The sequence below is a fragment of the Streptomyces litmocidini genome (assembly GCF_014649755.1).
Taxonomy (GTDB): Bacteria; Actinomycetota; Actinomycetes; order Streptomycetales; family Streptomycetaceae; genus Streptomyces; species Streptomyces litmocidini.
Genome location: NZ_BMTQ01000022.1, coordinates 68054 through 92496, shown reverse-complemented (window position 1 = coordinate 92496; position 24443 = coordinate 68054). Strand labels below are relative to the sequence as shown.

Annotated in this window: 22 protein-coding genes; 9 read left to right on the top strand and 13 right to left on the bottom strand. The window is 72.1% G+C overall.

Going from position 1 to position 24443, the window contains the following annotated elements; all coding sequences use genetic code 11:
* Positions 1-87: 87 nt before the first annotated feature.
* The 8 genes from pstB to mshD form a co-directional block, all read right to left on the bottom strand.
* Positions 88-864 (bottom strand): phosphate ABC transporter ATP-binding protein PstB, encoded by a 777-nt coding sequence (pstB, locus tag IE180_RS32685; RefSeq protein WP_093874921.1) that lies wholly within the window; start codon positions 862-864, stop codon positions 88-90.
* A 24-nt stretch (positions 865-888) separates the two neighbouring features.
* The gene (gene pstA / locus IE180_RS32680) at positions 889-1965 is read right to left on the bottom strand and encodes a phosphate ABC transporter permease PstA (protein ID WP_190160562.1); all 1077 of its coding nucleotides are present in this window, start codon (positions 1963-1965) and stop codon (positions 889-891) included.
* A complete protein-coding gene (pstC, locus tag IE180_RS32675) occupies positions 1962-2936 on the bottom strand; it encodes a phosphate ABC transporter permease subunit PstC (RefSeq protein WP_190160561.1) in 975 nt (324 codons plus the stop codon). Before pstC ends, pstA begins: the two co-directional genes overlap by 4 nt.
* A gap of 121 nt (positions 2937-3057) precedes the next feature.
* A complete protein-coding gene (pstS, locus tag IE180_RS32670; protein WP_190160560.1) occupies positions 3058-4200 on the bottom strand; it encodes a phosphate ABC transporter substrate-binding protein PstS in 1143 nt (380 codons plus the stop codon).
* Positions 4201-4839: 639 nt separating this feature from the next.
* Complete coding sequence (locus tag IE180_RS32665; RefSeq protein ID WP_190160559.1) at positions 4840-5256, bottom strand: NUDIX hydrolase; 417 nt, start codon at positions 5254-5256, stop codon at positions 4840-4842.
* Positions 5253-6242: a CHAD domain-containing protein gene (locus IE180_RS32660; protein WP_190160558.1), complete on the bottom strand. Its 990-nt coding sequence runs from the start codon at positions 6240-6242 to the stop codon at positions 5253-5255. The genes IE180_RS32665 and IE180_RS32660 overlap by 4 nt, the downstream gene beginning before the upstream one ends.
* On the bottom strand, positions 6229-8496 hold the full coding sequence (locus tag IE180_RS32655; RefSeq protein WP_190160557.1) for an RNA degradosome polyphosphate kinase: 2268 nt from the start codon (positions 8494-8496) through the stop codon (positions 6229-6231). Before IE180_RS32655 ends, IE180_RS32660 begins: the two co-directional genes overlap by 14 nt.
* Positions 8497-8993: 497 nt before the next feature.
* Positions 8994-9920 carry a mycothiol synthase gene (mshD, locus tag IE180_RS32650; RefSeq protein WP_190160556.1) on the bottom strand — a complete coding sequence of 309 codons (927 nt, stop codon included), beginning with the start codon at positions 9918-9920 and terminating at the stop codon, positions 8994-8996.
* 153 nt (positions 9921-10073) lie between these two features.
* On the opposite strand from mshD, the gene IE180_RS32645 reads away from it, so the two are divergent.
* The 4 genes from IE180_RS32645 (at position 10074) to IE180_RS32630 (ending at position 15363) form a co-directional block, all read left to right on the top strand.
* Positions 10074-11918 carry a bifunctional metallophosphatase/5'-nucleotidase gene (locus tag IE180_RS32645; protein ID WP_190160555.1) on the top strand — a complete coding sequence of 615 codons (1845 nt, stop codon included), beginning with the start codon at positions 10074-10076 and terminating at the stop codon, positions 11916-11918.
* 210 nt (positions 11919-12128) lie between these two features.
* Positions 12129-13754, top strand: a complete 1626-nt coding sequence (locus tag IE180_RS32640) for a vanadium-dependent haloperoxidase (protein WP_229861132.1) — start codon at positions 12129-12131, stop codon at positions 13752-13754.
* A 22-nt stretch (positions 13755-13776) separates the two neighbouring features.
* Positions 13777-14256 (top strand): hypothetical protein, encoded by a 480-nt coding sequence (locus IE180_RS32635; RefSeq protein WP_190160554.1) that lies wholly within the window; start codon positions 13777-13779, stop codon positions 14254-14256.
* A 252-nt stretch (positions 14257-14508) separates the two neighbouring features.
* On the top strand, positions 14509-15363 hold the full coding sequence (locus IE180_RS32630) for a phosphatidylinositol-specific phospholipase C (RefSeq protein WP_506005099.1): 855 nt from the start codon (positions 14509-14511) through the stop codon (positions 15361-15363).
* 81 nt (positions 15364-15444) lie between these two features.
* Here IE180_RS32630 and IE180_RS32625 read toward each other — a convergent pair whose 3' ends face one another.
* From IE180_RS32625 to IE180_RS32605, 5 genes are all read right to left on the bottom strand, one after another.
* Positions 15445-16848, bottom strand: coding sequence for a sensor histidine kinase (locus tag IE180_RS32625; protein ID WP_229861130.1), 1404 nt, complete (start codon positions 16846-16848; stop codon positions 15445-15447).
* Positions 16845-17585 (bottom strand): response regulator transcription factor, encoded by a 741-nt coding sequence (locus IE180_RS32620; RefSeq protein ID WP_190160552.1) that lies wholly within the window; start codon positions 17583-17585, stop codon positions 16845-16847. The genes IE180_RS32625 and IE180_RS32620 overlap by 4 nt, the downstream gene beginning before the upstream one ends.
* Before the next feature lie 20 nt (positions 17586-17605).
* A complete protein-coding gene (locus IE180_RS32615) occupies positions 17606-18694 on the bottom strand; it encodes a S1C family serine protease (RefSeq protein ID WP_190160551.1) in 1089 nt (362 codons plus the stop codon).
* 117 nt (positions 18695-18811) lie between these two features.
* A complete protein-coding gene (locus tag IE180_RS32610; RefSeq protein ID WP_190160550.1) occupies positions 18812-19837 on the bottom strand; it encodes a LacI family DNA-binding transcriptional regulator in 1026 nt (341 codons plus the stop codon).
* Between the two features lie 24 nt (positions 19838-19861).
* Positions 19862-20671 carry a response regulator transcription factor gene (locus tag IE180_RS32605; RefSeq protein ID WP_190160549.1) on the bottom strand — a complete coding sequence of 270 codons (810 nt, stop codon included), beginning with the start codon at positions 20669-20671 and terminating at the stop codon, positions 19862-19864.
* A gap of 219 nt (positions 20672-20890) precedes the next feature.
* Between IE180_RS32605 and IE180_RS32600 the strand changes: the two genes are divergently transcribed.
* From IE180_RS32600 to IE180_RS37620, 5 genes are all read left to right on the top strand, one after another.
* Positions 20891-21709, top strand: a complete 819-nt coding sequence (locus tag IE180_RS32600) for an alpha/beta hydrolase (protein WP_190160548.1) — start codon at positions 20891-20893, stop codon at positions 21707-21709.
* A 45-nt stretch (positions 21710-21754) separates the two neighbouring features.
* Positions 21755-22009: a MoaD/ThiS family protein gene (locus IE180_RS32595; RefSeq protein ID WP_190160547.1), complete on the top strand. Its 255-nt coding sequence runs from the start codon at positions 21755-21757 to the stop codon at positions 22007-22009.
* Between the two features lie 11 nt (positions 22010-22020).
* Positions 22021-23250, top strand: a complete 1230-nt coding sequence (locus IE180_RS32590; protein ID WP_190160546.1) for a hypothetical protein — start codon at positions 22021-22023, stop codon at positions 23248-23250.
* Positions 23251-23357: 107 nt separating this feature from the next.
* Positions 23358-24044, top strand: a complete 687-nt coding sequence (locus tag IE180_RS32585) for an LmeA family phospholipid-binding protein (RefSeq protein WP_190160545.1) — start codon at positions 23358-23360, stop codon at positions 24042-24044.
* 195 nt (positions 24045-24239) lie between these two features.
* The gene (locus IE180_RS37620) at positions 24240-24320 is read left to right on the top strand and encodes a putative leader peptide (protein WP_350497993.1); all 81 of its coding nucleotides are present in this window, start codon (positions 24240-24242) and stop codon (positions 24318-24320) included.
* The last annotated feature ends 123 nt before the right edge of the window (positions 24321-24443 follow it).

Here is a 24443-nt window from a genome sequence, read left to right as displayed (position 1 = left end):
GTGGGGGAGCCGGGCCCTTCGTCTTGCGGTGGCACCGCCATGCAGCACCGCAGGACGGCCACGCGGCGGAGCCGCATGGGGTCTGGGTTATCCGAAGCGGCCGGAGATGTAGTCCTCGGTCGCCTGGACGCTCGGGTTGGAGAAGATGCGCTCGGTGTCGTCCAGCTCGATCAGCTTGCCGGGCTGGCCGACGGCCGCCAGGTTGAAGAAGGCCGTGCGGTCCGAGACGCGGGCGGCCTGCTGCATGTTGTGCGTCACGATGACGATCGTGAAGCGCTCCTTCAGCTCGCCGATCAGGTCCTCGATGGCGAGGGTGGAGATCGGGTCGAGGGCCGAGCAGGGCTCGTCCATCAGCAGCACGTCCGGCTCGACCGCGATCGCGCGGGCGATGCACAGGCGCTGCTGCTGGCCGCCGGAGAGGCCGGAGCCCGGCTTGTTGAGGCGGTCCTTGACCTCGTTCCAGAGGTTGGCGCCCTTGAGGGACCGCTCGACGATGTCGGCGAGCTGCGACTTCTTGTAGTTGCCGTTGAGGCGCAGGCCCGCCGCCACGTTGTCGAAGATCGACATGGTGGGGAAGGGGTTCGGGCGCTGGAAGACCATGCCGACCGTGCGGCGCACGGCGACGGGGTCGACGTTCGTCCCGTACAGGTTCTCGTCGTCGAGCATCACCTTGCCCTCGACGCGGCCGCCGGGGGTGACCTCGTGCATGCGGTTCAGGGTGCGCAGGAAGGTGGACTTGCCGCAGCCGGAGGGGCCGATGAAGGCCGTCACGGAGCGGGGCTCGACGGTCATCGAGATGTCGTCGATCGCCTTGTGGGCGCCGTAGTAGGCGGAGAGGCCGCTGACGTCGATTCGCTTGGCCATATCAATCACTTCCAGTGTGCCGCGTCAGCGGCCGGTCTTGGGGGCCTTCCAGCGGGCGATGCCGCGGGCCACCAGGTTGAGGATCATGACGAAGGCGATCAGGACGAGCGCGGCGGCCCAGGCGCGGGCCACGGCGGCGTCGGTGCCGACCGCGTACTGCTCGTACACGTAGAGCGGCAGGGAGGACTGGGCGCCTTCGAACGGGTTCGGGTTGATGAGCTTCGTGCCGAACACGAGGAGCAGGACCGGGGCCGTCTCACCGGTGATGCGGGCGACCGCGAGCATGACGCCCGTGGTGATGCCGCCGATCGCGGTGGGCAGGACCACCTTCAGGATGGTGCGCCACTTGGGGATGCCGAGGGCGAGGGAGGCCTCGCGGAGCTCGTTCGGGACGAGCTTGAGCATCTCCTCGGTGGAGCGGACCACGACCGGCATCATCAGGATGGCGAGGGCCATCGCGCCGGCGAAACCGGAGGGGCCGAAGCCCAGGATCAGGTTCCAGGTGGCGAGGACGAAGAGGCCGGCGACGATCGACGGGATGCCCGTCATGACGTCGACGAAGAAGGTGACGGCCTTGGCGAGCCTGCTGCCGTTGCCGTACTCGACGAGGTAGACGGCGGTGAGGAGGCCGATCGGGGCGGCGATCAGGGTCGCGATGCCGACCTGCTCGATGGTGCCGAGCAGCGCGTGGTAGACGCCGCCGCCGGCCTCGGCGTCGAGGACGCCGTTCATCGAGTGGGTCAGGAAGTAGCCGTCGAGGACGTCGAGGCCCTTGCTGATCGTGACCCAGGCGAGGGAGAGCAGCGGGACGACGGCGAGGACGAAGCAGACCCAGACGAGGCTGGTGGCGACGCGGTCCTTGGCCTGGCGGCTGCCCTCGACCTTGGTGGTCACGGCGAAGGTGACGAGGACGAAGAGGAGCGCGGCGGTCAGGCCCCACTGGACCTTGCTGTGCCAGCCGGCGGCCAGGCCGGTGCCGATGCCTCCGGCGATGGAGCCGACGGCGATGGCGGCCGGGGACCAGCGGGGGAGCCGGGCGTGGGAGAGGGACCCGCGGCGCGGGGCCGCCGAGACCGGACGTTCCTGTATGGCGTGGCTCATGCCGCGGCCCCCGAGTACTCCTTGCGGCGGCCGATGATCCAGCGGGCGGCGCCGTTGACCAGCAGGGTGATGACGAAGAGGACGAGGCCGGAGGCGATCAGCGCGTCCCGGCCGTACTCGTTGGCCTCGTTGAACTTCGCGGCGATGTTCTGGGCGAAGGTGCCGCCGCCCGGGTCGAGGAGGTGGCCCGAGAGGACGAAGCTGGGGGAGAGGACGACGGCGACGGCCATCGTCTCGCCGAGTGCGCGGCCGAGGCCCAGCATGGAGGCGGAGATGATGCCGGAGCGGCCGAAGGGCAGCACCGACATGCGGATGACCTCCCAGCGCGTGGCGCCGAGGGCGAGGGCGGCTTCCTCGTGCATCTTCGGGACCTGGAGGAAGACCTCGCGGGTCACGTTGGTGATGATCGGGAGGATCATGATCGCCAGCAGGATGCCCACGGTGAAGAGGTTGCGGGCGACGCCGTCGCTGGACTTGTCGAAGACGTACGTCCAGCCCAGGTACTGGTCGAGCCACTTGTTGAGGCCGTCCAGGTACGGGACGAGGAAGATCGCGCCCCAGAGGCCGTAGATGATGCTGGGCACGGCGGCGAGCAGGTCGACGACGTACGCGAGCGGCTTGGCCAGCTTGCGCGGGGCGTAGTGCGAGATGAAGAGGGCGATCCCGATCGCGACGGGCACGGCGATGAGCATCGCGATGACCGAGGAGACGACCGTGCCGAAGGCGAGGACGGCGATGCCGAAGACCGGCGGGCTGCCCGCCGGGTTCCACTCGAAGGTGGTGAAGAAGTTGGTGCTGTCGTCCGAGACGGCGAGGACGGCACGGTAGGTGAGGAAGACCGCGATCGCGGCCATGATCACGAGGAGGGTGATGCCGGAGCCTCGGGACAGGCCGCTGAAGATGCGGTCCCCGGGGCGGGTCGCGCTCTTGGCGCCCCGGCTCCCCTGTATGTCGGGTGTGGTGGTAGCCATCGGTTTTCTCCGGTCTGCGGGTCCCGTACGTCCCCTGCGGGGGTACGGGGGCCCTGGCGGCGGTGCACCGGATGCCGGGCCGGCCCCTCCACGGGAGGTGAGGGGCCGGCCCGGCCGGGGATCAGGACAGGGTCGGGACGATCGCGCGGACCTTGGCCGCGATCTCGGCCGGGAGCGGGGCGTAGCCGGCGTCGGAGAGGACCTTCTGGCCCTCCTCGCTGGCGGTGTAGGTGAGGAACGCCTTCAGGGTCGGCAGGGTCTCCGCCTTGTTGCCCTTGTCGCAGGCGATCTCGTACGTGACCAGGGTGATCGGGTAGGCGCCCTCGGCCTTGGTCGTGTAGTCGAGGGAGAGGGCCAGGTCGCTGCCGGTGCCCTTGACCTTGGCGGCGGCGATGGCCTTCGAGGCGTTCTCCGTGGAGGCGGCGACCGGGGCGGCGGCACCGGTGTTGATGCTGACCGTGGAGATCTTGTTGGCCGTCGCGTAGGAGAGCTCGAAGTAGCCGATGGAGCCCTCGGCGTCCTTGACCGCGGTGGCGACGCCGGAGGAGCCGTTGGCGGCCTGGCCGCCCGGGGCGGGCCACGACTTCGTCTTCGGGTCGTACTTCCAGTCGGCCTTCGCGGTGGCCGAGAGGTACTTGCCCAGGTTCTGGGTGGTGCCCGACTCGTCCGAGCGGTGGAAGGCCTGGATGGTGGTGTCGGGGAGCTTCGCGCCCGGGTTCAGCTTGGCGATCGCCGGGTCGTTCCACTTGGTGATCTTCGTGTCGAAGATCTTGGCCAGGGTGGGGGCGTCCAGGACCAGGTTGTCCACGCCCTCCAGCTTGTAGCCGATGGCGATCGGACCGCCGACCATCGGCAGGTTGACGCCCTTGCCGCCCTTGCAGATCTTCTGCGACTCGGCGACCTCTTCGTCCTTGAGGGCGGAGTCCGAGCCGGCGAAGGCGACCTGGCCCTGGTTGAACTTGGTGATGCCGCCGCCGGAGCCGATGGCCTGGTAGTTGACCTCGACGCCGGAGCACGCGGCCTGGAAGTTCTTGACCCACAGGTCCATCGCGTTCTTCTGCGCGCTGGAGCCGGCGGCGAGGAGCTGGCCCTTGGCGCCGTCACACGCGATGTTCGACGCGGCGGCGGAGGACTTGGTGCCGCCGCCCTTCGTCGGGGTCTCCGTGTTGTTGTCCGAGCCACACGCCGAGAGGACGAGCGCACCGGAGACGACGAGGGCACCGATCGCGGAGGCGCGAAGCCCGTTCTTGCGCGAAAGCTTCACTTTCGGGTGTTCCTTCCAGAAGCCGCCCTGTCGCGGATCGTCATGTCCTGACCGTTCTACGGCGGCGTGTGTCGGTTGGCCGGTGCGTCGTTCTGCTCCTCGCACCGTGTACGGCCGAAATTAGGCAGAACAGGTGAAGCGGTCGGCGGGGGAGGGTGAACGGGAAGTGAACCGTGCCGGAAGGGCGGGTGCGGGGCCCTGGGGCGGGCGGCGGGCCTTGCCGCTTCCATTGTGGGCCGCGGCCACTGGGGCGGCACCCGCGCGCCCCGTTGTGCGCGACCGTTCCGCCGGGGCGGCGCCCGCCCCTCGCGCCCGCGTCGTGGGCGCGCCCGCCGGGGCGGTGCCCGCCCCCGCTCCCGTTGCGGGCTGCGCCTGCCCCGCCGTTGTGGGCGGTCGTTCCGCTGGGCGAGGGGGCCCCTGCTCGAGCGAAGCCGAGAGCTTGGGGGCGGGTGGGCACAACGGGACGGCGCCCTTGCCGGCGCCCGAGGCTCCCGTGCCTGAACCCGCACCCCGTTGTGCGCCGCACGCGTGGTGCGGGTTCAGGCCCGGAACGCGGAGGCGCCGCTGGGGGCGCCGTCCCGTGTGCCCACCCGTCCCGCCCCAGCGGGACGATTGCCCACGCGGGCGGGGGTCCGGGGGTCAGGAGTGGGGGATCGACAGGGCCGTGTCCAGGAGGGCGCGGTCTCTCGGTTGGGTGAGGCGGTGGTGGGCCGACGAAGGGGGGAGCCAGACGAGGGCGTCGATCTCCCTCGTCGGGACGAAGCCGCCGTCCAGCGCCCGGGCCCACCAGTACGCGACCTCCTTGGGCCGGCCGTCCACCGTGTAGTGGACCGTCGGCAGGCGCGGGCCGAGCTCGCAGCGCCGCCCCGTCTCCTCCAGGACCTCGCGCAACGCGCACGCCTCCGCCGTCTCGCCGCGCTTCCGCTTGCCCTTGGGGTGTGACCAGTCGTCCCACTTGGGCCGGTGGACCAGGGCGATCTCGATGCCGTGGCCGGAAACCGACGGGCGCCACAGGACGCAGCCCGCCGCCAGGATGGGGGTGGTGGGGGCGGTCATGAGACGACCGGTGCCGTCGTTCTGTGCCAGGCGTGCTGGAAGGCGAAGCGCGCCGCTTCGACCTCGTGGCGCTGGTCGGCGTGGAGGACGCCCAGGGCGTAGGCGGTGGCCGGGGCGATGCGGGGCGTGCGGGCCGCCGTGGCCGCCGCCGTCGCCGCTTCGGCGGCGTCGCGGTGCCGGTCGAGGGCGCGGGCGGCCTCGTACAGGTGGGAGTCGGGTTCGCCGCCGGTGTGCAGGGCCTCGGTGGCGTACCGGTGCAGGCGCAGCAGGAGCCGGGTCTGGTGCCAGGGCGCGTCCTGGCCCTCGCCGGCGGCCAGGGCGAGGGCGTCCGCGTTGTACGGGTGGGCCGCCCGGGAGAGGGGGAGGGCGGCGACCGCGTCCAGGAGGCGCCGTTCGGCGAGTTCGGCGGGGGCGTCGATGACCTCGACGGCCGGGGCGGAGCCCGCCGGCCCGAGGGGCACCTCGGAGGCGAGGAGGGCGACGGCGTCGGCGATCGCGTGGAAGCGGGCGGAGCCGAGCGCCTGGAGGGAGGCGGAGTGGGCGCGCGTACGGGCCAGGGTCAGCTGGCGTTCGAGGAGGGCGCCGGCGCGGGCGGCGCCGACCGTGAGGCCCGTGCCGCCCTCCGTGCCCCTGGCCGTCGGCACCGGCCCCCCGCCGCTCGACAGGCGGGACAGCGCGTCCACCAGCCGGACGAGGCGGGAGGTGCAGGCCTGCTCCAGGGCCAGGGTCCCGGAGAGCCAGGCGAGTTCCGTGCGCAGCTGGTCGGCCCAGGCCGTGTCGAGGAGCGGCCGGAAGGTGTGGAGGGTGCCGCCGATCCGGCGGGCCGCGCCCCGCAGCGTACGGGCGGCCTCCTCCGCTCCGGCCGTGTCGGAGACGCTCTCGGTGTGCAGGCGCAGGCCGCGGAGGAAGTCCGCGGCCCTCGCGTGCAGATAGGGGGCCAGGACCTCGCCCGCCGTGACGTCCTGCGAGTGGTCAGGGTTGTGCACGCCGGCGCCTCCGCGCGTCGATGAGCATCTCCTGGACGTGCCGCAGGGGCCGGCCCTCGGGATCGGTCGCGTGCCGCGTCCAGTTCCCGTCGGGGCCGAGGTGCCAGGAGGAGGTGGTGTCGGACATCCCGGTCTCCAGGAGCCGGGTGAGTGCCGCCCGGTGCGCCGGGTCGGAGACCCGTACGAGGGCCTCGATCCGGCGGTCCAGGTTGCGGTGCATCATGTCGGCGCTGCCGAGCCAGACCTCGGGTTCGCCGCCGTTGCCGAAGGCGAAGACCCGGGAGTGCTCCAGGAAGCGGCCGAGGATCGAGCGGACCCGGATGTTCTCCGAGAGGCCGGTGACGCCGGGGCGGACGGCGCAGATGCCGCGGACCCAGATGTCGACGGGGACGCCGGCCCGGGAGGCCTGGTAGCAGGCGTCGATGACGGCCTCGTCGACCATCGAGTTGACCTTGATGCGGACGTACGCGGGCCGCCCCGCGCGGTGGTGCGCGATCTCCTTCGTGATCCGGGAGACCAGGCCGTCCCGGAGGGACTTGGGGGCGGTGAGCAGCCGGCGGTACGTCTCGCGGCGGGAGTAGCCGGAGAGCCGGTTGAACAGGTCGGAGAGGTCGGCGCCGACCTGCGGGTCGGCGGTGAGCAGGCCCAGGTCCTCGTAGAGGCGGGCCGTCTTCGGGTGGTAGTTGCCGGTGCCGACGTGCGAGTAGCGGCGCAGGAGTTCGCCCTCCTGCCGGACGACCAGCGACAGCTTGCAGTGGGTCTTCAGGCCGACGAGGCCGTAGACGACGTGGCAGCCGGCCTCCTCCAGCTTGCGCGCCCACTTGATGTTGGCCTGCTCGTCGAAGCGGGCCTTGATCTCGACGAGGACGAGGACCTGCTTGCCGGACTCGGCGGCGTCGATGAGGGCGTCGACTATCGGGGAGTCGCCGGAGGTGCGGTACAGCGTCTGCTTGATCGCGAGGACGTCCGGGTCGGCGGCGGCCTGCTCCAGGAAGGCCTGTACGGACGTGGAGAAGGAGTCGTACGGGTGGTGCAGGAGCACGTCCCGCTCGCGCAGCGCGGCGAATATGTCGGGCGCGGACGCCGACTCGACCTCGGCGAGGTCCCGGTGGGTGCCGGCGACGAACTTCGGGTACTTCAGCTCGGGCCGGTCCTGCCCGGCGATCCCGAAGAGGCCGGTGAGGTCGAGCGGGCCGGGCAGCGGGTAGACCTCGGCGTCGGAGACCTTCAGCTCGCGCACCAGCAGGTCGAGGACGTACGGATCGATGGACTCCTCGACCTCCAGGCGCACCGGGGGACCGAAGCGGCGCCGCATGAGCTCCTTCTCCAGGGCCATGAGCAGGTTCTCGGTGTCGTCCTCCTCGACCTCCAGGTCCTCGTTCCTGGTCACCCGGAACATGTGGTGCGCCAGCACCTCCATGCCGGGGAACAGCTCCTCCAGGTGCGCGGCGATGACGTCCTCCAGGGGCACGTACCGCTGCGGGGAGGCCTCCAGGAAGCGGGTGAGCAGCGGCGGCACCTTCACGCGCGCGAAGTGGCGGTGGCCGCTGACCGGGTTGCGCACGACCACGGCGAGGTTGAGGCTCAGGCCGGAGATGTACGGGAAGGGGTGGGCCGGGTCCACGGCCAGCGGGGTGAGGACCGGGAAGATCTGCTGCCGGAAGAGGGTGAAGAGCCGCGCCTGCTCCTTCTCCGTGAGCTCGGGCCAGCGGATCAGGTGGATGCCCTCGTCGGCGAGGGCCGGGGCGACGTCCTGCTGGTAGCAGGCGGCGTGCCGGGCCATGAGCTCGCGCGAGCGGGTCCAGATGAGGTCGAGGACCTCGCGGGGCTGGAGGCCGGAGGCGGAGCGGGTGGCGACGCCGGTGGCGATGCGGCGCTTCAGTCCGGCGACGCGGACCATGAAGAACTCGTCGAGGTTCGAGGCGAAGATCGCGAGGAAGTTCGCCCGTTCGAGGAGGGGGGTCGTGGGGTCCTCGGCGAGTTCGAGGACGCGTTCGTTGAACGCGAGCCAGCTGCGTTCCCGGTCGAGGAAACGGCCCTGCGGCAGCTCGCTGCCGAGCGTGCCGTCGTCCTCGTACGTGTCGGGATCGGAGTCCAGGTCGGGGTCGATGTCGGTCACGACGGCCCCGTTCACCACGTGCGCGCGGTGTGCGGTGATGGAACCGAGGGACGGCGCGGTGGACGACGCTTCGGACGACAGGGCGGAGGGCGTGGCGGAGGACTGGACCGGGACCTCGGCGGGCTGCTGGCTCATGGCCCCATTCTTCCGCGTGAAGGGGTGGTCGGGCGCGTCGGAGCGGGCCGTGGGGGAGGGAAGTCTCCCCTTGGGGAGAACGGGCACGGAGCGCTTCATTGCGTGAGCGTCGCAAGCGCGTCTGAATGGCCGGTAACGACGACATGTCGTACGGGAATCGGTGGCGGGGCCCTTGTCGGGGCCCCGCCACCGGTGGGTCTACGCGTGTCCTCCGCGGGTGTCCTCCGCGAACGTCCTCCGGGACGGCGCTGCGGGAGCCGGGCGCGCAGCACGCGGAAGGCGGCGCGGGTCGTGGGGGCCGCGAGGGCGAGGAGGGCGGGCTTGCCGGCGCCGACGGGGCCGACGGGGGCGCGGATCCGGCCGGCGGGGAGGGAGAGAAGCCGCACTCCCGCAGGGTCCAGCCGCGTCTCCCCCCTGGTCGAGCAGTGAAAGGGCGGTGGAAAGAAGGGGGGCGGTGTCGGCCGCCCCCGTGCCTCACGTGTTCGTCCCGGGGGGACTCACGACTCCGTGCGGTACATCAGGTCCACCTCGTGCGTCGTGAACCCGATCCCCTCGTAGACCCGCACCGCCGCCGTGTTGTCCGCGTCCACGTACAGCATCGCCGTCGGCAGTCCCTGCTCCGCCAGGTGCCGCAGGCCGATCGCGGTCAGCGCCTTGCCGAGGCCGCCGCCCTGGGCGTCCGGCAGGATGCCCACCACGTACACCTCGCCGAGCTGCTCCTCGGCGTGCGTCTTCGTCCAGTGGAAGCCGACGAGCCGCCCGTCCTTCTCCGCGAGGAAGAAGCCCTTCGGGTCGAACCACGGCTCGGCCATCCGGTCGTCCAGGTCCCGCTGGGTGAGCGAGCCCTGCTCCGGGTGGTGGGCGAAGGCGGCGGCGTTGACGGCGAGCCAGGCCGTGTCGTCCCGGCCGGGGACGAAGGTGCGGACGGTGACGCCCTCGGGCAGCACCGGCTCCGGGATGTCGAGCGGCTTCAGGGGGCGGCGCAGCTGGCGCAGTTCGCGGAAGAGCGTCAGGCCGAGGACCTGGGCGAGGTGGCGGGCCGCCGACTTGCCGCCGTGCGCCCAGACCCGCAGTCGCTTGCCGGAGGCGGTGAGCAGGGCGGTGCCGAGCGCCCGGCCGTGGCCGCGGCCCCGGTGGGAGGGGTGGACGACCAGCTCGGCGGCCGGGGCCTCGATCGGGTCGGTCTCCTCCAGCTGGGCGTAGCCGTAGAGGCGGGGGCCGACGGTGAGGAGGAAGTGGCGCACGCCCTCGCGCCTGCCGTGGCGCAGGTAGAGCCGCCCCTGCTCGGACACGGCGTGCATGCCGTCGGCCTGGTCGGCGGCCGCGAGCAGTTCCAGTACGTCCTGGACCTGCTCGGGGGTGAGCTCGTCATACGTGTGGATCTGCCGTCCCGGTTCGAGGGCCGGCACCGTGTCGGAAGTCATGGCTATGAGCCTACGGCGACACCTCGTCAGCAAGAGGCAACTGTCTTGTAACCAGCACCCCCCTGTTGCGCTACGCGCGTTGACCCTAGGCTGCACGCGCAACGGGGAAGCAGATCAAGGCCCGCGAAACGGGGCAAGGGGACTAGGGGAGAGATGGCAGCGACACCGAGGAAGAACAAGACGGCACGGCGAATTCTCGCCGTCGGTGCGGGGATCGCGACCGTCGGGGCGCTCGTCGCCACGATGCCGTCGGCCGGGGCGGCCGGGGATCAGTTCGCCGCCGGGCAGGGGACGAACGGCAAGGGATGGGGCCGGATGGTCGACGTCCAGCTGCTCTCCTTCAACGACCTGCACGGCAACCTGGAGCCGCCGGCCGGTACGTCCGGGCAGGTCACCCGGACCAAGGAGGACGGGACGACGGAGGCGGTCAACGCCGGTGGCGTCGAGTACCTGGCCACGCACCTGCGCCAGGCGCGTGAGGGGAACCGTTACTCCATCACGGCCGCGGCCGGTGACCTGATCGGCGCCTCGCCGCTGCTGTCCGCGCTCTTCCACGACGAGCCGACCGTCGAGGCGATGAACCAGCTGGACCTGAACGTCACCTCGGTCGGCAACCACGAGTTCGACGAGGGCGCGCGCGAGCTGGCCCGCATGCAGAGCGGCGGCTGTCACCCGACCGCCGGCTGCTTCGTCGAGGGCAAGACCTTCCAGGGCGCCGACTTCCCGTACCTCGCGGCGAACGTGACGGACGAGAAGACCGGCAAGCCGATCCTCGACCCGTACTACGTCTGGGAGAAGGACGGCGTCAAGATCGGTTTCATCGGCGTGACCCTGGAGGGCACCCCGAACGTCGTCACCGCCGAGGGCGTCAAGGGCCTCGCGTTCGGCGACGAGGTCGAGACGATCAACAAGTACACGAAGGTCCTGGAGCGCAAGGGCGTCAAGTCCATCGTCGCCCTGGTCCACGAGGGCGGCATGCCGGCCTCGTCGTCGGTCGACTACAACTGCGACGGCGACGGTGACGGCGAGGGCGAGGGCGTCTCCGGCGCGATCGTCGACATCGCCAAGAACGTATCGCCGCAGGTCGACGCGCTGGTCACCGGCCACACGCACCAGGCGTACGTGTGCTCCATCCCGGACCCGACGGGCAAGCCGCGCCTGGTCACCTCGGCGTCCTCGTTCGGCAAGGTGTACACGGACACGACGCTGACGTACGACCGCGCCACCAAGGACATCGTGCGCACGGCCGTCGCCTCCGCCAACCACGTCGTCACCCGTGACGTGCCGAAGGCCGAGGACATGACGAAGCTGATCGAGGACTGGCGCCCGCTCGCCGCCCCGATCGCCAACCGGCCGCAGGGCTTCATCGCCGCCGACATCAACGGCCGCGGCTCCACGGCGTACGAGAAGCCGCTCGGCGACGTGATCGCCGACGCGCAGCTGGAGGGCCTGGCTCCGGCGGACAAGGGCGGCGCGCAGCTGGCCCTGATGAACCCGGGCGGCATCCGCTCCGACCTCGTTCACAAGGCGTCCGGCGCCGAGGGCGACGGCGTGGTGACGTACGGCGAGGCCTTCAACGTGCAGCCCTTCACCAACATGATGAACGTGGTCGACCTGACCGGCGCGAACCTCATCACCGCGCTGAAGCAGCAGGTCAGCGGCTCGAACCTGAAGTCGGTGAAGATCCTCCAGGTCTCCAAGGGCCTGACCTACACGCTCGACATGACCAAGACGGGCGCGGACCGCGTCGTCGACGGCACGATCAAGCTGAACGGCGAGGCGATCGACCCGGCGAAGACCTACCGCGTCGCGATGAACGAGTTCCTCGCGGGCGGCGGCGACGGCTTCGGCGCCCTGGCCACCGGCACGAACAAGCTGGTCGGCGCCTCGGACCTGGACGTCTTCAACGCCTACCTGGCGGCCCACTCCTCGGCTGCGAACCCGCTGCAGGTGCCCGCGGCGGACCGCATCACCGTGGTGAACCCCCCGAAGCCGTAACCGGCCTCCGGGACGCAGCACCGGGACCCCGCCGGGCCGTGACGGCCCGGCGGGGTCCCGTGCGTCCTGGGCGGGGACCGGCCCCGGTACGGGCCCCACGGCTCACGGGCATTCGTTCCGAACCCGGGACGCGGACGGACGGCGGCCCTATGCTGCGGGTGATCTTGTCGGTGCACGATCAACTTCTGCGATCCCTGGAGAGGCAGGACCGTGAGACATCCCGTCAGACGCTCCATCACCGTCGTCCTGGCGCTGTTACTGGCAGGCGCGGGCACCTCGGCGCCCGCACACGCCAGTTCGACCGTGGGCGACCGGGTCCTCTACTGGAACGACGCGCTGCTCGACGCCTACGTCGCCACGGGCGGCTCTCCCGGCCCCCTGGCGCGGTCCGGGGCCATGATGCACCTGGCCATGTACGACGCCGCGAACGCCAGCCGCTGTCACAGCAGCGGCGGCTTCAAGCCGGAGAACTGCATCGGAGCGCTCTACACCTCCGGCATCAGCGTGAAGGCCGGCGTCGCTCCCGACGTCGAGGCGGCATTGGACCACGCCGCCTACAACGTCCTCAGATCCACCTTCCCCGCACTCGACTTCGCCCCCTACCTCACCGCGGCCCGCACGGGCGAGCCGGTCGACGCGACCACCGCGGAGGGCAAGAGCGTCGGCGAGAAGGCCGCGGCGGCGATGATCGCCCGTCGCACCGGCGACGGGTCCCAGGACACCACGCCGTACACCCCGAGCACCGAGCCCGGCCAGTGGCGGCCGACGGGCTCCGGTCCGGCGGCGGATCCGAACTGGGGCAAGGTCAAGAAGTTCGTCGACTACGGCGACTACCCGTGGACGCACATCAAGACCACGGCGGCCGACCTGCGTCCGCAGCCGCCCGCCGGGATCGCGACGATGCCCGAGCTGCTGAAGAGCCCGGCCTACACGGCCCAGTTCAAGGAGGTCGCCGAGCTCGGCGCGGCCGACAGCGCGACCCGGACCCCGGAGCAGACCCAGATCGCCTGGTTCTGGGCCAACGACCTGAACGGCACCTACAAGCCGCCGGGCCAGCTCTTCACCCACACCCGGACCGTCTCCACGCAGCGCGGACTCGGCGAGCTCGCCAACGTCCAGCTCTTCGCGCTGGTCGCGGGTTCGATGGCGGACGCGGGGATCTCCGCCTGGGACCAGAAGTACCAGACCCCCATCGATCTGTGGCGGCCCGAGAGCGCCATCAGGCTGGCCGATTCCGACGGCAACCCGGACACCGCCCAGAACGGTTCCTGGCAGCCGCTCTCGGCCGACGCGGCCGGGAACCACTTCAGCCCGCCGTTCCCCGCCTACGTCTCCGGGCACGCGACCTTCGCCGGGGCGTGGGCCGAGTCGATGAAGCAGTTCTTCGGCACGGACGACATCTCCTTCACCGGCACCACCCAGGACCCGCACGCGGTCGGGGTCACCCGCACCTTCCCCAACTTCAGCGCGGCGGCCACCGAGGACGCCCGGAGCCGGGTCTACCTCGGGGTGCACTACCAGTGGGACGGCGACCTCGGTGTCGCGACGGGCCGGAAGGCCGCCGGCCAGATCATCAACAACTCGTACGGGCCGACGAGTTACAGCGACAAGACGCCCGTGTACGGCAGCCCCCGTCTCGCGACCGTGGGCAAGGGATGGCTGATCAAGCCCATGGGCGCCACGACCGTGGGGAACCTGTACGACGGTGCCCACGCCTCCTGGTACTGGTGCGACGACTACGGGGCGGACAACGTCTACGACCAGCTCATCTGGAACTCGTACGGATGCGCGAACGGCTACGACGGCTCCACGCACCTCTACTACGTCCCGCGCTAGTACCGGAAAGGACGGTCTTCCCGTGAACAGGAAGCATCTCCGACGCCTCGGCGCGACCGCCGGTGTGGTCGCCGCGCTCGTCTCCGTCGCGGTCGTCAGCGCGACGAACGCGACGGGATCCCAGGTCGAGCCCAGCCTGCCGGGGACCCTCCGGGTCTTCGCCGGTCCGTACGAGCAGGCGCAGTTCTGCGAGAACGGCCCGACCCCGGTGATCTCCGGAGCGGCCGGAGGGGCGCTCGCCGCCTCGCCGACCGCGTTCGGCAAGGACGCGGGCAAGAACAGGAGCTACCACTCCCTGAAGGCCACCTTCGAGGTCGCCGGGCCGGGCGAGGCCACGCTCATCACCAGGACCGAGAAGATCTGGCCGAACGGCATGGTCTTCAACCTCGCCCTCGGCGCGGGCGAGCTGAAGCCGGGTGGATACCGGTTCCGTCTGCGCACGCTCGGCGGCAACCAGGCCTCGGACTGGACGCCCTGGTGCGGGTTCACCGTCACGCGGTGACGCACGTCCTGCGCGCGTGAGCCGCACCCGGGCGGTCGAGGAGGCCGGTTCCCCGTCGGGAACCGGCCTTCGGCCGGCTCGGCGGGCCGCAGCGGGAGACGGGCCGCAGCGGGAGACGGGCCGCAGCGGGAGACGGGCCGCAGCGGAAGGCGGGCGGACCGTCGCGGAAGGCGGGCCGTCGTCCTTGCCCGGTGACTTCCGGGCGGGACGCACCCTGGTGGTGTTGTTGTGGACCTGTCATAGTGCCGGGTCATGGAGCGACGACGCTTACTCATGGGGGCCCTGGGGGCCGGAGCCGCGCTGTTCGTCGGGGCGCCCAGCGCCTTCGCCGTGGACACGCGCGCGTGGATGGGGGCACACGGGGACGGGACCGATCTGCGACGGCTCACCATCCCCGGCACGCACGACTCCGGTGCCCGGTACGGCGGGCCCTGGAGCGAGTGCCAGAACACCACCATCGCCCAGCAGCTGGACAGCGGTGTCCGGTTCCTGGACGTGCGGTGCCGGGTGACCAGTGGTTCCTTCGCCATCCACCACGGCGCCTCCTACCAGAACATGATGTTCGGCGACGTCCTCGTCGCCTGCCGGGACTTCCTCGCCGCACACCCCTCCGAGACCGTCCTCATGCGGGTCAAACAGGAGTACTCCGAGGAGTCCGACGCCACCTTCCGGGCCGTCTTCGACGACTACCTCGACCGGCGCGGCTGGCGCCCCCTCTTCCGGATCGGGGACGCCCTGCCCCTCCTCGGCGAGGCGCGCGGCCGGGTCGTGCTCCTCGCCGACAACGGAGGGCTCCCCGGGCTGAGGTGGGCCGACCCGGCCGTCTTCTCCGTCCAGGACGACTGGAACGCCCTGCCCGACGCCAAGTACCCCAAGATCCAGGCACAGTTCCGCGCCGCCGTCGCCCAGCCCGGCCGGCTCTACGTGAACTTCGTCAGCACCTCCGCCTACCTGCCGCCCCGCTGGAACTCCGACCGGCTCAACCCGTGGGTCCACGGCTTCCTGGACGGCTCCGAACTGGCCGGCCGCGTCGGCCTCGGGATCGTGCCCCTGGACTTCCCCGCCACCAGGGCGGGGCTGGTGGAGGCGCTGCTCCGGCACAACTAGCGCGGCGCCTCGCGCGCGACCGTGCCGCCGGGGTCCAGGCCGTGGCCGTCCCCGGGGCCGGTCTCCGCGGAGAGCCGGCCCTCACAGCTCCGGCGGCGGTGTCGGTGCCCCCGGGAGGCGCAGTCTCGCCACCGTGCCGCCGCCCTCCGCCGGTTCCAGGGACACCGTGCCGCCCGCCTGCCCGACCGTACGCGCGACGATCGACAGGCCCAGGCCCGAGCCCGGCAGGCTGCGGGCCGACGGGGAGCGCCAGAAGCGGTCGAAGACGTGCGGGAGCTCGTCCGGGGCGATGCCGGGGCCGTGGTCGCGGACGGTCAGCTCGCCCCGCATCAGGGCCACCTCGACCGTGCCCCGGGGCGGCGAGAACTTCACCGCGTTGTCCAGGACGTTCACGAGGGCCCGTTCGAGGGCCGGTGCCTCGGCCCGTACGTACCAGGGCGCGAGGTCCGTGACGAAGGTCAGCTCCGGGCCGCGCAGCCGCGCCCGGTCCAGGGCCGTCCGCAGGATCGCGTGCAGCGGCACCACTTCGAGGGGGCCCGGCTGCACCGCGTCCGGGCGGGCCAGCTCCTGGAGGTCGCCGATCAGCGCGGCCAGCTCCGTCATCTGCGCCTTCACCGAGGCCATCAGGGCCCGCCGGTCGTCCGGCGGGATCGCCCGGCCGGTCTCCTCGCTGCGCGCGAGCAGTTCGACGTTCGTACGGAGGGACGTGAGGGGCGTGCGGAGTTCGTGGCCGGCGTCCGCGATGAGCTGCGCCTGCCGGTCCCGGGAGCTCGCGAGCGCCGCCGTCATCGCGTTGAACGACCGCGACAGGCGGGCGATCTCGTCCTCGCCCTCCACCGGGATGCGGACGGTCAGGTCCTCGGTCGCGGCGACGTGCTCCACCGCGTCGGTCAGCCGGTTCACCGGTTCGAGCCCGGTCCGCGCGACCCACAGGCCGGCCGCGCCCGCGCCGACGACGCCGATCCCGGAGACCAGGAGCAGCACCCAGCGGAGCGTGGACATCGAGTTGTCGATCTCGGAGAGGGGGCGGGCGACGGACACGGCGAGCCCGACGGGGCCGTCCTGCGGGTAGGTGTAGACCCGCATCTCGCGGCCGGCGTCGTCCTTCACCGTGTGCAGGACGCCGTCCAGCTGCCCGCGCGCCACCGCGAGGTCGCCGGCCCCGGCGGGGATCGCGGCCTCGCCGGAGGTGCACACGCCGCCGTCGGCGAGGATGACCTGCACCGTGTACGAGCCGCCCACCGGCGGCGGTGTCGTGCCCTCCCGGCACATCGCGAGCAGCCTGTTCACGCCGTTCGCGTCCAGGCGGGTGCTGCGCAGCGAGGAGTCCAGTTCGTTCTCCAGCTGCGCCCGCGTCACGAACCAGCAGGCCAGCGAGACGGCCGCCACCGCGAACGCCACCGCGGCCGCGGTGAGCAGCGCGAGCCGCGAGCGCAGCGGCCGCGAGCGGAACCAGGCCGACGGGTTCCTCAGGGGGCCCGTCACTCCCCGCCTCCTCCGCGCAGCGCGTAGCCCACGCCCCGTACGGTGTGGACGAGGCGCGGCTCGCCGCCGGCCTCGGTCTTGCGCCGCAGATACATCACGTACACGTCCAGCGAGTTGGAACTGGGCTCGAAGTCGAAGCCCCACACGGCCTTCAGGATCTGCTCCCGGGTCAGGACCTGGCGCGGGTGCGCCAGGAACATCTCCAGGAGCGTGAACTCGGTCCGCGTCAGCTCCACGGTCCGCCCGCCCCGGGTCACCTCGCGCGTGGCCAGGTTCATCCGCAGGTCCTCGAAGGCCAGCACGTCGTCCTCGGCGGGGGCGGCCGACGCCGAGGCGTAGGAGCTGCGGCGGAGCAGCGCCCGGATGCGGGCGAACAGCTCGTCCAGCTCGAAGGGCTTCACCAGGTAGTCGTCCGCGCCGGCGTCGAGGCCGGTGACCCGGTCGCCGACCGTGTCGCGGGCGGTGAGCATCAGGATCGGCACGGTCGAGCCGGCGGCCCGGATCCGGCGGGCCGCCGTCAGACCGTCCATGCGGGGCATCTGGACGTCGAGGACGACGAGATCGGGGGCGTACGACTCCATCGCGGCGAGCGCGTCGAGCCCGTCGACGGCGTCCTTCGTCGCGTACCCCTCGAAGGCGAGGCTGCGGCGCAGGGCCTCCCGCACGGCGGGCTCGTCGTCGACGACGAGGATGCGCTCGGCTTCGTTCTGCTGTCCCGGCAAGGGCTGTCCCGTCATGGAATCAGCGTCCCACGTGCTCAGTTGCCACCGCCCGAGCGGAGGCCGTCCAGGTCGGCCTTCACCGTGTCGATCGGGATCGCGAATCCGAGGCCGACGCTTCCGGCGGTGGAGCCGCCCGAAGAGCTGGGCGCATACATGGCCGAATTGATTCCGACGATCTCGCCGTTCATATTGATCAACGCGCCGCCGGAATTCCCCGGATTGAGCGAGGCGTCGGTCTGGATCGCCTTGTACGTGGTCTTCGACGAGCCGGTGTCGCCGTTGAACTGCTGCCCGCCGAACTCGAACGGCCAGCCCTGCCGCGGGTCCCCCTGCTGCTGGTCCTGGCCGCCGTCGTCCTTGGCGACGGTCACGTCCCGGTCGAGCGCGGAGACGATGCCGCTGGTGACGGTGCCGGTCAGGCCCTCCGGGGAGCCGATCGCGACGACCTCGTCGCCGACCCTGATCTTCGAGGAGTCGCCGAGCGTGGCGGCCCTGAGCCCGGAGGCGCCCTCGAGCTTGATCAGGGCGAGGTCCTTGTCGGGGTCCGTGCCGACGACCTCGGCCCCGTACGTCTTGCCGTCGCTGAGCTGGACGGTGACGGAGGAGGCGCCGGAGACCACGTGGTTGTTGGTGACGATCTCGCCGTCGGAGGTGATGATCACGCCCGAGCCGGTGGACTTGCCGGAGTTCGAGGTCGCGGAGATCTCCACGATGGAGGGGGAGACGGCCTCGGCGACCCCGGCGACCGTGCCCTTGGTGCCGGTGGAGACGTTGGCACCGCTCACGACGGGGGCCGACGCGCGCGCCGGGGAGTCGGAGGTGAGCTGCTGCACCAGCGTCGCCGTGCCGCCGCCGACCGCCGCGGCCGCGATGGCCACGGCCGCCATGAGTCCGGCCCCGCGCCTGGCGCGGCGGCGCGGCGAGGGGGCCGGAGCGGGGGCGGCGGCGAGGGGCGGGTCCACCGGCGGCGGCACGTGGCCGCCCGAGGGCCAGATCGTGGTGCCCGGCTCGGTGGCGATCGGCCGCGTCGGCTCGTACGGCCCCTGCGCCGGCCGCGTCGGCTCGTACGGCGGCCTCGGCGGGTAGTGCGGCTGCTGCGGCTGCTGCTCCTGGAAGTCCGTCATGACCACGACTCTCGGAGCCGTACATGAGAACCGTCTGAGGAGCGGCTGAGAAGCCCGACAGAAGCCTGTATGCCCGATGTAAAGGCGGCCCCGCGGGGAGGCGGGTCCCGGGGGTCCCTACTCGTGGCAGCCGCAGGAGCGGCGGACGACCAGGGCCGACGGGAAGAGCTTCACGCGCTCCCGGCGCGAGCCGGACACGCGGACCGAGTCGTCGAGGACCAGGTCCACGGCCGCCCGGGCCATCGCGGGGCGGTCCGAGGAGATCGTGGTCAGCGGCGGGTCGGTGAGCGCCGCCTCCTTCACGTCGTCGAAGCCTGCGACCGCCAGCTCCGTCGGCACCTCGATGCGCAGCTCGCGGGCGGCCCGCAGGACGCCGAAGGCCTGGTCGTCGGTGGAGCAGAAGATGGCCGGCGGCCTGTCGGGGCCGGCGAGCAGCTTCAGGGCGACCTGGTAGGCGTCGTACCGGTTGTACGGGGCCTCGAAGAGCCGGCCCTCGGTCGGGCGGCCCGCCTCCAGCATGGCGCGCCGCCAGCCCTCGACGTGGTCGGCGACCGGGTCGCCGACGGCCGGGGTGTTGGGGACGCCGCCGAGGCACGCCACGTACGGGTGGCCGTGCTCCAGGAGGTGCCGGGTGGCGAGCTGGGCGCCGCCGATGTCGTCGGTCACGACGGCCACGTCGTCGATCGCCTCGGGCCGCTCGTGCAGCAGCACCACGCGCGCGTCCCAGGCCTCGATCTCGCTCGCGGCCTGCTCGCTCATGCCCTGGCTGACCAGGATCAGTCCGGAGACCCGCATCCCGAGGAAGGCCCGCAGGTAGTGGACCTCGCGCTCGGTCCGGTAGTCGGAGTTGCCGACGAGGACCATCTTCCCGCGCTCGGCGGCGGCCTGCTCGACCGCGTGCGCCATCTCGGCGAAGAACGGCTGCCGCGCGTCCGGGACGATCATGCCTATGAGGTCGGTGCGCCGCGAGGCCATCGCCTGGGCCACCCGGTCGGGCCGGTAGCCCAGTTCCTTGATGGCGGCGAGGACACGCTCGCGCGTGGCCGGGGCGACCGGCCGGGGTCCGTTGTTGATGACGTAGCTCACGACCGCGGTAGAAGTACCTGCCAGTCGAGCTACGTCATCCCGCGTCACCTTGGCCACGCGCGGCAGTCTACGCGGGGGGACCTACCTACCGGCAGGTCGCACTGTGGCATCCGCCACGTTCCTGTCCTCCGCGAGGGTGATGTCCTCCGTGGCGCCCTTGACCCGGCCGCCCGCCCGGGTCCCCTCCTTGGCGCGGGCCTCCTCCGCCGCCCGTTCCACCTTCTCGGGCGTGACGAAGCGGTAGCCGACGTTCCGGACGGTGCCGATGAGCGACTCGTGCTCGGGGCCGAGCTTGGCCCGCAGCCGTCGCACGTGGACGTCGACCGTACGGGTGCCGCCGAAGTAGTCGTACCCCCACACCTCCTGGAGGAGCTGGGCGCGCGTGAAGACCCGGCCCGGATGCTGGGCCAGGTACTTGAGCAGCTCGAACTCCTTGAAGGTCAGGTCCAGGACCCGCCCCTTGAGCTTCGCGCTGTACGTCGCCTCGTCGACCGACAGGTCGCCGTTGCGGATCTCCATGGGGGAGTCGTCGGAGACGATCTGCTGGCGGCCCATCGCGAGCCGGAGGCGCGCCTCGACCTCGGCGGGGCCCGCCGTGTCGAGGAGGACGTCGTCGATGCCCCAGTCGGCGGTGACGGCCGCGAGACCGCCCTCCGTGACGACCAGGATCAGCGGACAGCCGGGCCCGGTGGAGCGCAGCAGCTGGCAGAGCGAGCGCACCTGCGGGAGGTCGCGCCGGCCGTCGACGAGGATCACGTCCGCGCCGGGGGTGTCCACGAGCGCGGGCCCCTCCGCGGGGGCCACGCGTACGTTGTGCAGCAGCAGGCCGAGTGCGGGGAGCACCTCGGTCGACGGCTGGAGGGCGTTCGTCAGGAGCAGCAGAGAACTCATCGCGCGCCACCTGCCCAGGTCGTCTTCGGTCCGTGGTGCGTCGTTCGCTCGTCCATGACGTCGGTTCCTCCTCGGTCCCTGCGAGGACGTCTACGTGTGCTCACGTGTGGCTCTCGCGCCCCGAGAGCTTTTGTTCATCCATCCGTAACAACGGTCGGAAAACACAAAAGGACCCGGGGGCTGCGTTGCCCGGATCCTCTGGCAAGCAGAATAGCCCACATGAGTTCCGAGGCAGAGGGCCGATTTCACATGGTGGATGTTTCCTCGCTCACTTCCGTCCATCCCCGGACGCCCCGGCGCGCGATGCTGCGCACCGATGACGGTGTCCGGATCGAGGCGGTTTACGAACCCTCACGGGCAAGTGTCACCGATACGGCCGTGGTCCTCGCCCACGGCTTCACCGGGTCGGCCGACCGGCCCGCCGTCCGGCGCGCCGCCGGCGTCCTCGCGGAGCGCGGCGCGGCCGTCGTCACCTTCTCCTTCCGCGGACACGGCCGTTCGGGTGGCCGCTCCACCGTCGGCGACCGGGAGGTCCTGGACCTGTCCGCCGCCGTCCGCTGGGCCCGTGGGCTCGGCCACGCGCGCGTGGTGACGCTCGGCTTCTCCATGGGCGGCTCCGTGGTCCTGCGCCACGCGGCCCTGGAGCGGGGGACGGAGAGCCGCGCCGACGCGGTGGCCGCCGTGTCCGCGCCCGCCCGCTGGTACTACCGGGGCACGGCCCCGATGCGCCGCCTCCACTGGGTGGTCACCCGGCCCGCGGGCCGCCTCGTCGGGCGGTACGGCTTCGGTACCCGGATCGACAGCAGGGCCTGGGACCCCGTGCCCCTGTCCCCCGTGGAGGCGGTGCCGCTGATCGCGCCGACCCCCCTGCTGATCGTGCACGGCGACCGCGACGCGTACTTCCCGCTCGACCACCCGCGCATGCTGGCCGCCGCGGGCGACGCGGAGCTCTGGGTGGAGCGGGGCATGGGACACGCCGAGAACGCGGCCGACGAGAAGCTGCTCGCCCGGCTGGGGGACTGGCTCACGCGCGCATAGCCCATCATGGGGAGCGGCGCGCACACGAACGAAGGGAGCGCCGCTATGGCAGCGGGAACCATCCGCTACTGGGCCGCGGCCAAGGCCGCCGCCGGTGTCGCCGAGGAGCCGTACACCGCCGAGACCCTGGCCGAGGCCCTCGACGCGGCCCGCGCGCAGCACCCGGGCGAACTCGTCCAGGTCCTCGAGCGGTGCTCGTTCCTGGTCGACGGAGACCCCGTCGGGACCCGGAGCCATGAGACGGTACGGCTTGCCGAGGGCGGCACGGTCGAGGTGCTCCCCCCGTTCGCAGGAGGGTGAACCCCAGAGCAATGAGCAACGACCACTACTACGGCGGGCAGCAGCACGACCCGTACGCCGACGCGAACGGGCCGCGGAACCCCGCGGAGGTCACCCAGACGTGGGAGGGCCAGACCTGGGACACCACGTACCAGCCGGCCGTCTCGTACGACCGGATCCAGGCCGACCGGGCCCGGGCGCAGGCACAGGGGCAGACCCCCGGGACCCCTTTCCAGTCGCAGGCCGCACCGCTGCCGCAGCACCAGGACCCCGCGGGCCACGGGACGCCGGAGCCGTACGGGCGGCAGCCGTACCCGCAGCAGCCCCAGCCGTACGAGCAGTACCCGTCGCAGGGGAGCCCCGCCGCGTACTACGCGGAGCCCGTGGCCGAGCCCGCGCCGGCGGCCTTCGCCGAGCCCGCGCCGGCGGCAGACCCCGTGGCGACCGCCCCCGCGGCCGACGCCGGGCCCGCCTACTCCTCGCCCACCACCTCCGGGCACACCCGCCTCACCGACGCCCAGCGCGCCCGCGCCGAGGGCCGCTCGCCGATCATCGACCCCGGCATGCGGCCCGCCGCCCTCACCGCCGTCCTCGGCCTGCTGCTCGCGGGGGGCGCCGCCCTCGGCCCGTACGGGCTCCTCGTCCCCCTCGTCCTGCTCCAGGGCCTCACCGCCGCCGGCTGGTTCCGGCTCAACGGCATGTGGCCCGCCCGGCAGGGCATCGCCCTCGCCTTCCTCGGCGGCCTCGTCGCCGACGCCGCCCTGCTCGCCACCGGCCGGGAGCACGCGGCCGCCGCGATCCTGGGCACCCTCGGCGTCTGGGTGCTGCTCTGCCTCGTCCTCCAGCTGCGCAGCCACGCCGACCCCGACGAGCGCATGTACGGCCTGATGGCCACCCTCGCCTCCGCCGCCCTGACCGTCGTCGCCACCGGACACCTCGGTGCCGCGCCGGACGCCGTGGTCGTCGGCGGGGTCGCGGTCGCCGCCGCCGTCCTCGCCCGGGCGCTCCCGCTGCCCGGACCGGTCTCCCCGATTGCCGCCCTGCTCGCCTCGGCGGGCGCCGGGATCGCGGCCGGCGGCCTCACCGGCCTGGGCACCTCCGGGGCGCTGCTCGGCCTCGGCGCCGGGGTCTGCGCGCTGGTGGGCCTGCGGGCGGCCGCCTACGACTACCCGTCGCGCTTCGTCCACATGACCGCGGGCGTCGCGCTGCCGCTCACCGCCGCCGCGCCCGCCGTCTACCTGCTGGGCCGCGCCCTGGTCTGACCCGCGGCCCGTCCTGGACGCGGGAACCAACCGGCCCTCCGACACGTCGATCTTGTGTCGGGGGGCCGGAACTTTTACGGGAACCATCACGGGGGGACGCGAAGCCCATGCGAGCACTGCGGATTCTGTTGATCGTCGCCGTCGTGCTGGGCGGGATCCTCGTGGGGATCGACCGGCTGGCCGTGGCGTACGCCGAGTCGGAGGCGTCGAGCCGGGTGAAGCTCTCGGCCTCCACCAGCGACTCGATCGAGGTCGACATCAAGGGCTTCCCCTTCCTCACCCAGGTCGCGGACAAGCGGTTCGACGAGGTCGACGTCAGGGCGACCGGCGTGCGGGCGAAGGCCGGTGACAAGGAGATCCGGGTCGGCGAGCTCACCGTGGCCCTGCGGGACGTGACCGTGACCGGCGACTGGGCGGGCGCGAAGGCGGGCTCGGCGAGCGGCACGGCCCTCATCTCGTACGCGGACCTCACCGCCGCCTCCGACCGCGAGGCGTCCGTCGCCTACGGCGGGAACGGCAAGGTGAAGGTCACCGGCAGCGTGAAGATCCTGGGCCGCGCCCTGACCCGTTCGGTCCTGTCCACGGTGACCGTCGTGAACGGCGACACCATCCGGGTCCGTGCCGACGAGGTGCCGGGCTCCGGCATCCCGGGCGTGGAGGACCTGGTCCGCGCGCGCACCGACTTCGAGCGCCCGATCGGCCTGATCGCCGGCATGAAGGTGGAGAAGGTCGAGCCGCGCCCGGACGGCCTGGCGGTCACCGTGACCGGTGAGGACGTCGCCCTGGCGGGCTGACGGGAGCCCGGACGGCCCTCCTGGTCACATGCTGAGACGGGTCCGTCCGATCCGCAGAAGACGAAGCGGACACCTCGGCGCGGAGGCGTCCGGAGCGGACCCGTACCGTGATCACGTCTCGCATCTCGGACGATCGCGTCTCAAAATACGACACACCGGTGACACGGCCGCCCGTCCGTCCCTACGATCGAGGGCATGAAGCGACAGGCGGATCTCACGAAGCGGCGGGCAGTAGACCTGTGCCGCGTCGCCGCCATGCTCTGTCGCTCAGTCTGAGCGGGACGCCGACTCCCGTATCCCTCAGGCCCGTTGACCGATGTCGGGCCGCCCCTGTGCAGAGCCGTACGCACGTCCGCTGTCCGTACGCACGCGACGACGCGTACCGCACCGCACGCCCGC

Bases quoted from the DNA above. Each gene is read 5' to 3' on its own strand.
- pstB (WP_093874921.1), bottom strand. From the start codon at position 864: ATGGCCAAGCGAATCGACGTCAGCGGCCTCTCCGCCTACTACGGCGCC.
- pstA (WP_190160562.1), bottom strand. From the start codon at position 1,965: ATGAGCCACGCCATACAGGAACGTCCGGTCTCGGCGGCCCCGCGCCGC.
- pstC (WP_190160561.1), bottom strand. From the start codon at position 2,936: ATGGCTACCACCACACCCGACATACAGGGGAGCCGGGGCGCCAAGAGC.
- IE180_RS32665 (WP_190160559.1), bottom strand. From the start codon at position 5,256: ATGACCGCCCCCACCACCCCCATCCTGGCGGCGGGCTGCGTCCTGTGG.
- IE180_RS32655 (WP_190160557.1), bottom strand. From the start codon at position 8,496: ATGAGCCAGCAGCCCGCCGAGGTCCCGGTCCAGTCCTCCGCCACGCCC.
- mshD (WP_190160556.1), bottom strand. From the start codon at position 9,920: ATGACTTCCGACACGGTGCCGGCCCTCGAACCGGGACGGCAGATCCAC.
- IE180_RS32645 (WP_190160555.1), top strand. From the start codon at position 10,074: ATGGCAGCGACACCGAGGAAGAACAAGACGGCACGGCGAATTCTCGCC.
- IE180_RS32630 (WP_506005099.1), top strand. From the start codon at position 14,509: ATGGAGCGACGACGCTTACTCATGGGGGCCCTGGGGGCCGGAGCCGCG.
- IE180_RS32620 (WP_190160552.1), bottom strand. From the start codon at position 17,585: ATGACGGGACAGCCCTTGCCGGGACAGCAGAACGAAGCCGAGCGCATC.
- IE180_RS32615 (WP_190160551.1), bottom strand. From the start codon at position 18,694: ATGACGGACTTCCAGGAGCAGCAGCCGCAGCAGCCGCACTACCCGCCG.
- IE180_RS32605 (WP_190160549.1), bottom strand. From the start codon at position 20,671: ATGAGTTCTCTGCTGCTCCTGACGAACGCCCTCCAGCCGTCGACCGAG.
- IE180_RS32600 (WP_190160548.1), top strand. From the start codon at position 20,891: ATGAGTTCCGAGGCAGAGGGCCGATTTCACATGGTGGATGTTTCCTCG.
- IE180_RS32595 (WP_190160547.1), top strand. From the start codon at position 21,755: ATGGCAGCGGGAACCATCCGCTACTGGGCCGCGGCCAAGGCCGCCGCC.
- IE180_RS32590 (WP_190160546.1), top strand. From the start codon at position 22,021: ATGAGCAACGACCACTACTACGGCGGGCAGCAGCACGACCCGTACGCC.
- IE180_RS32585 (WP_190160545.1), top strand. From the start codon at position 23,358: ATGCGAGCACTGCGGATTCTGTTGATCGTCGCCGTCGTGCTGGGCGGG.
- IE180_RS37620 (WP_350497993.1), top strand. From the start codon at position 24,240: ATGAAGCGACAGGCGGATCTCACGAAGCGGCGGGCAGTAGACCTGTGC.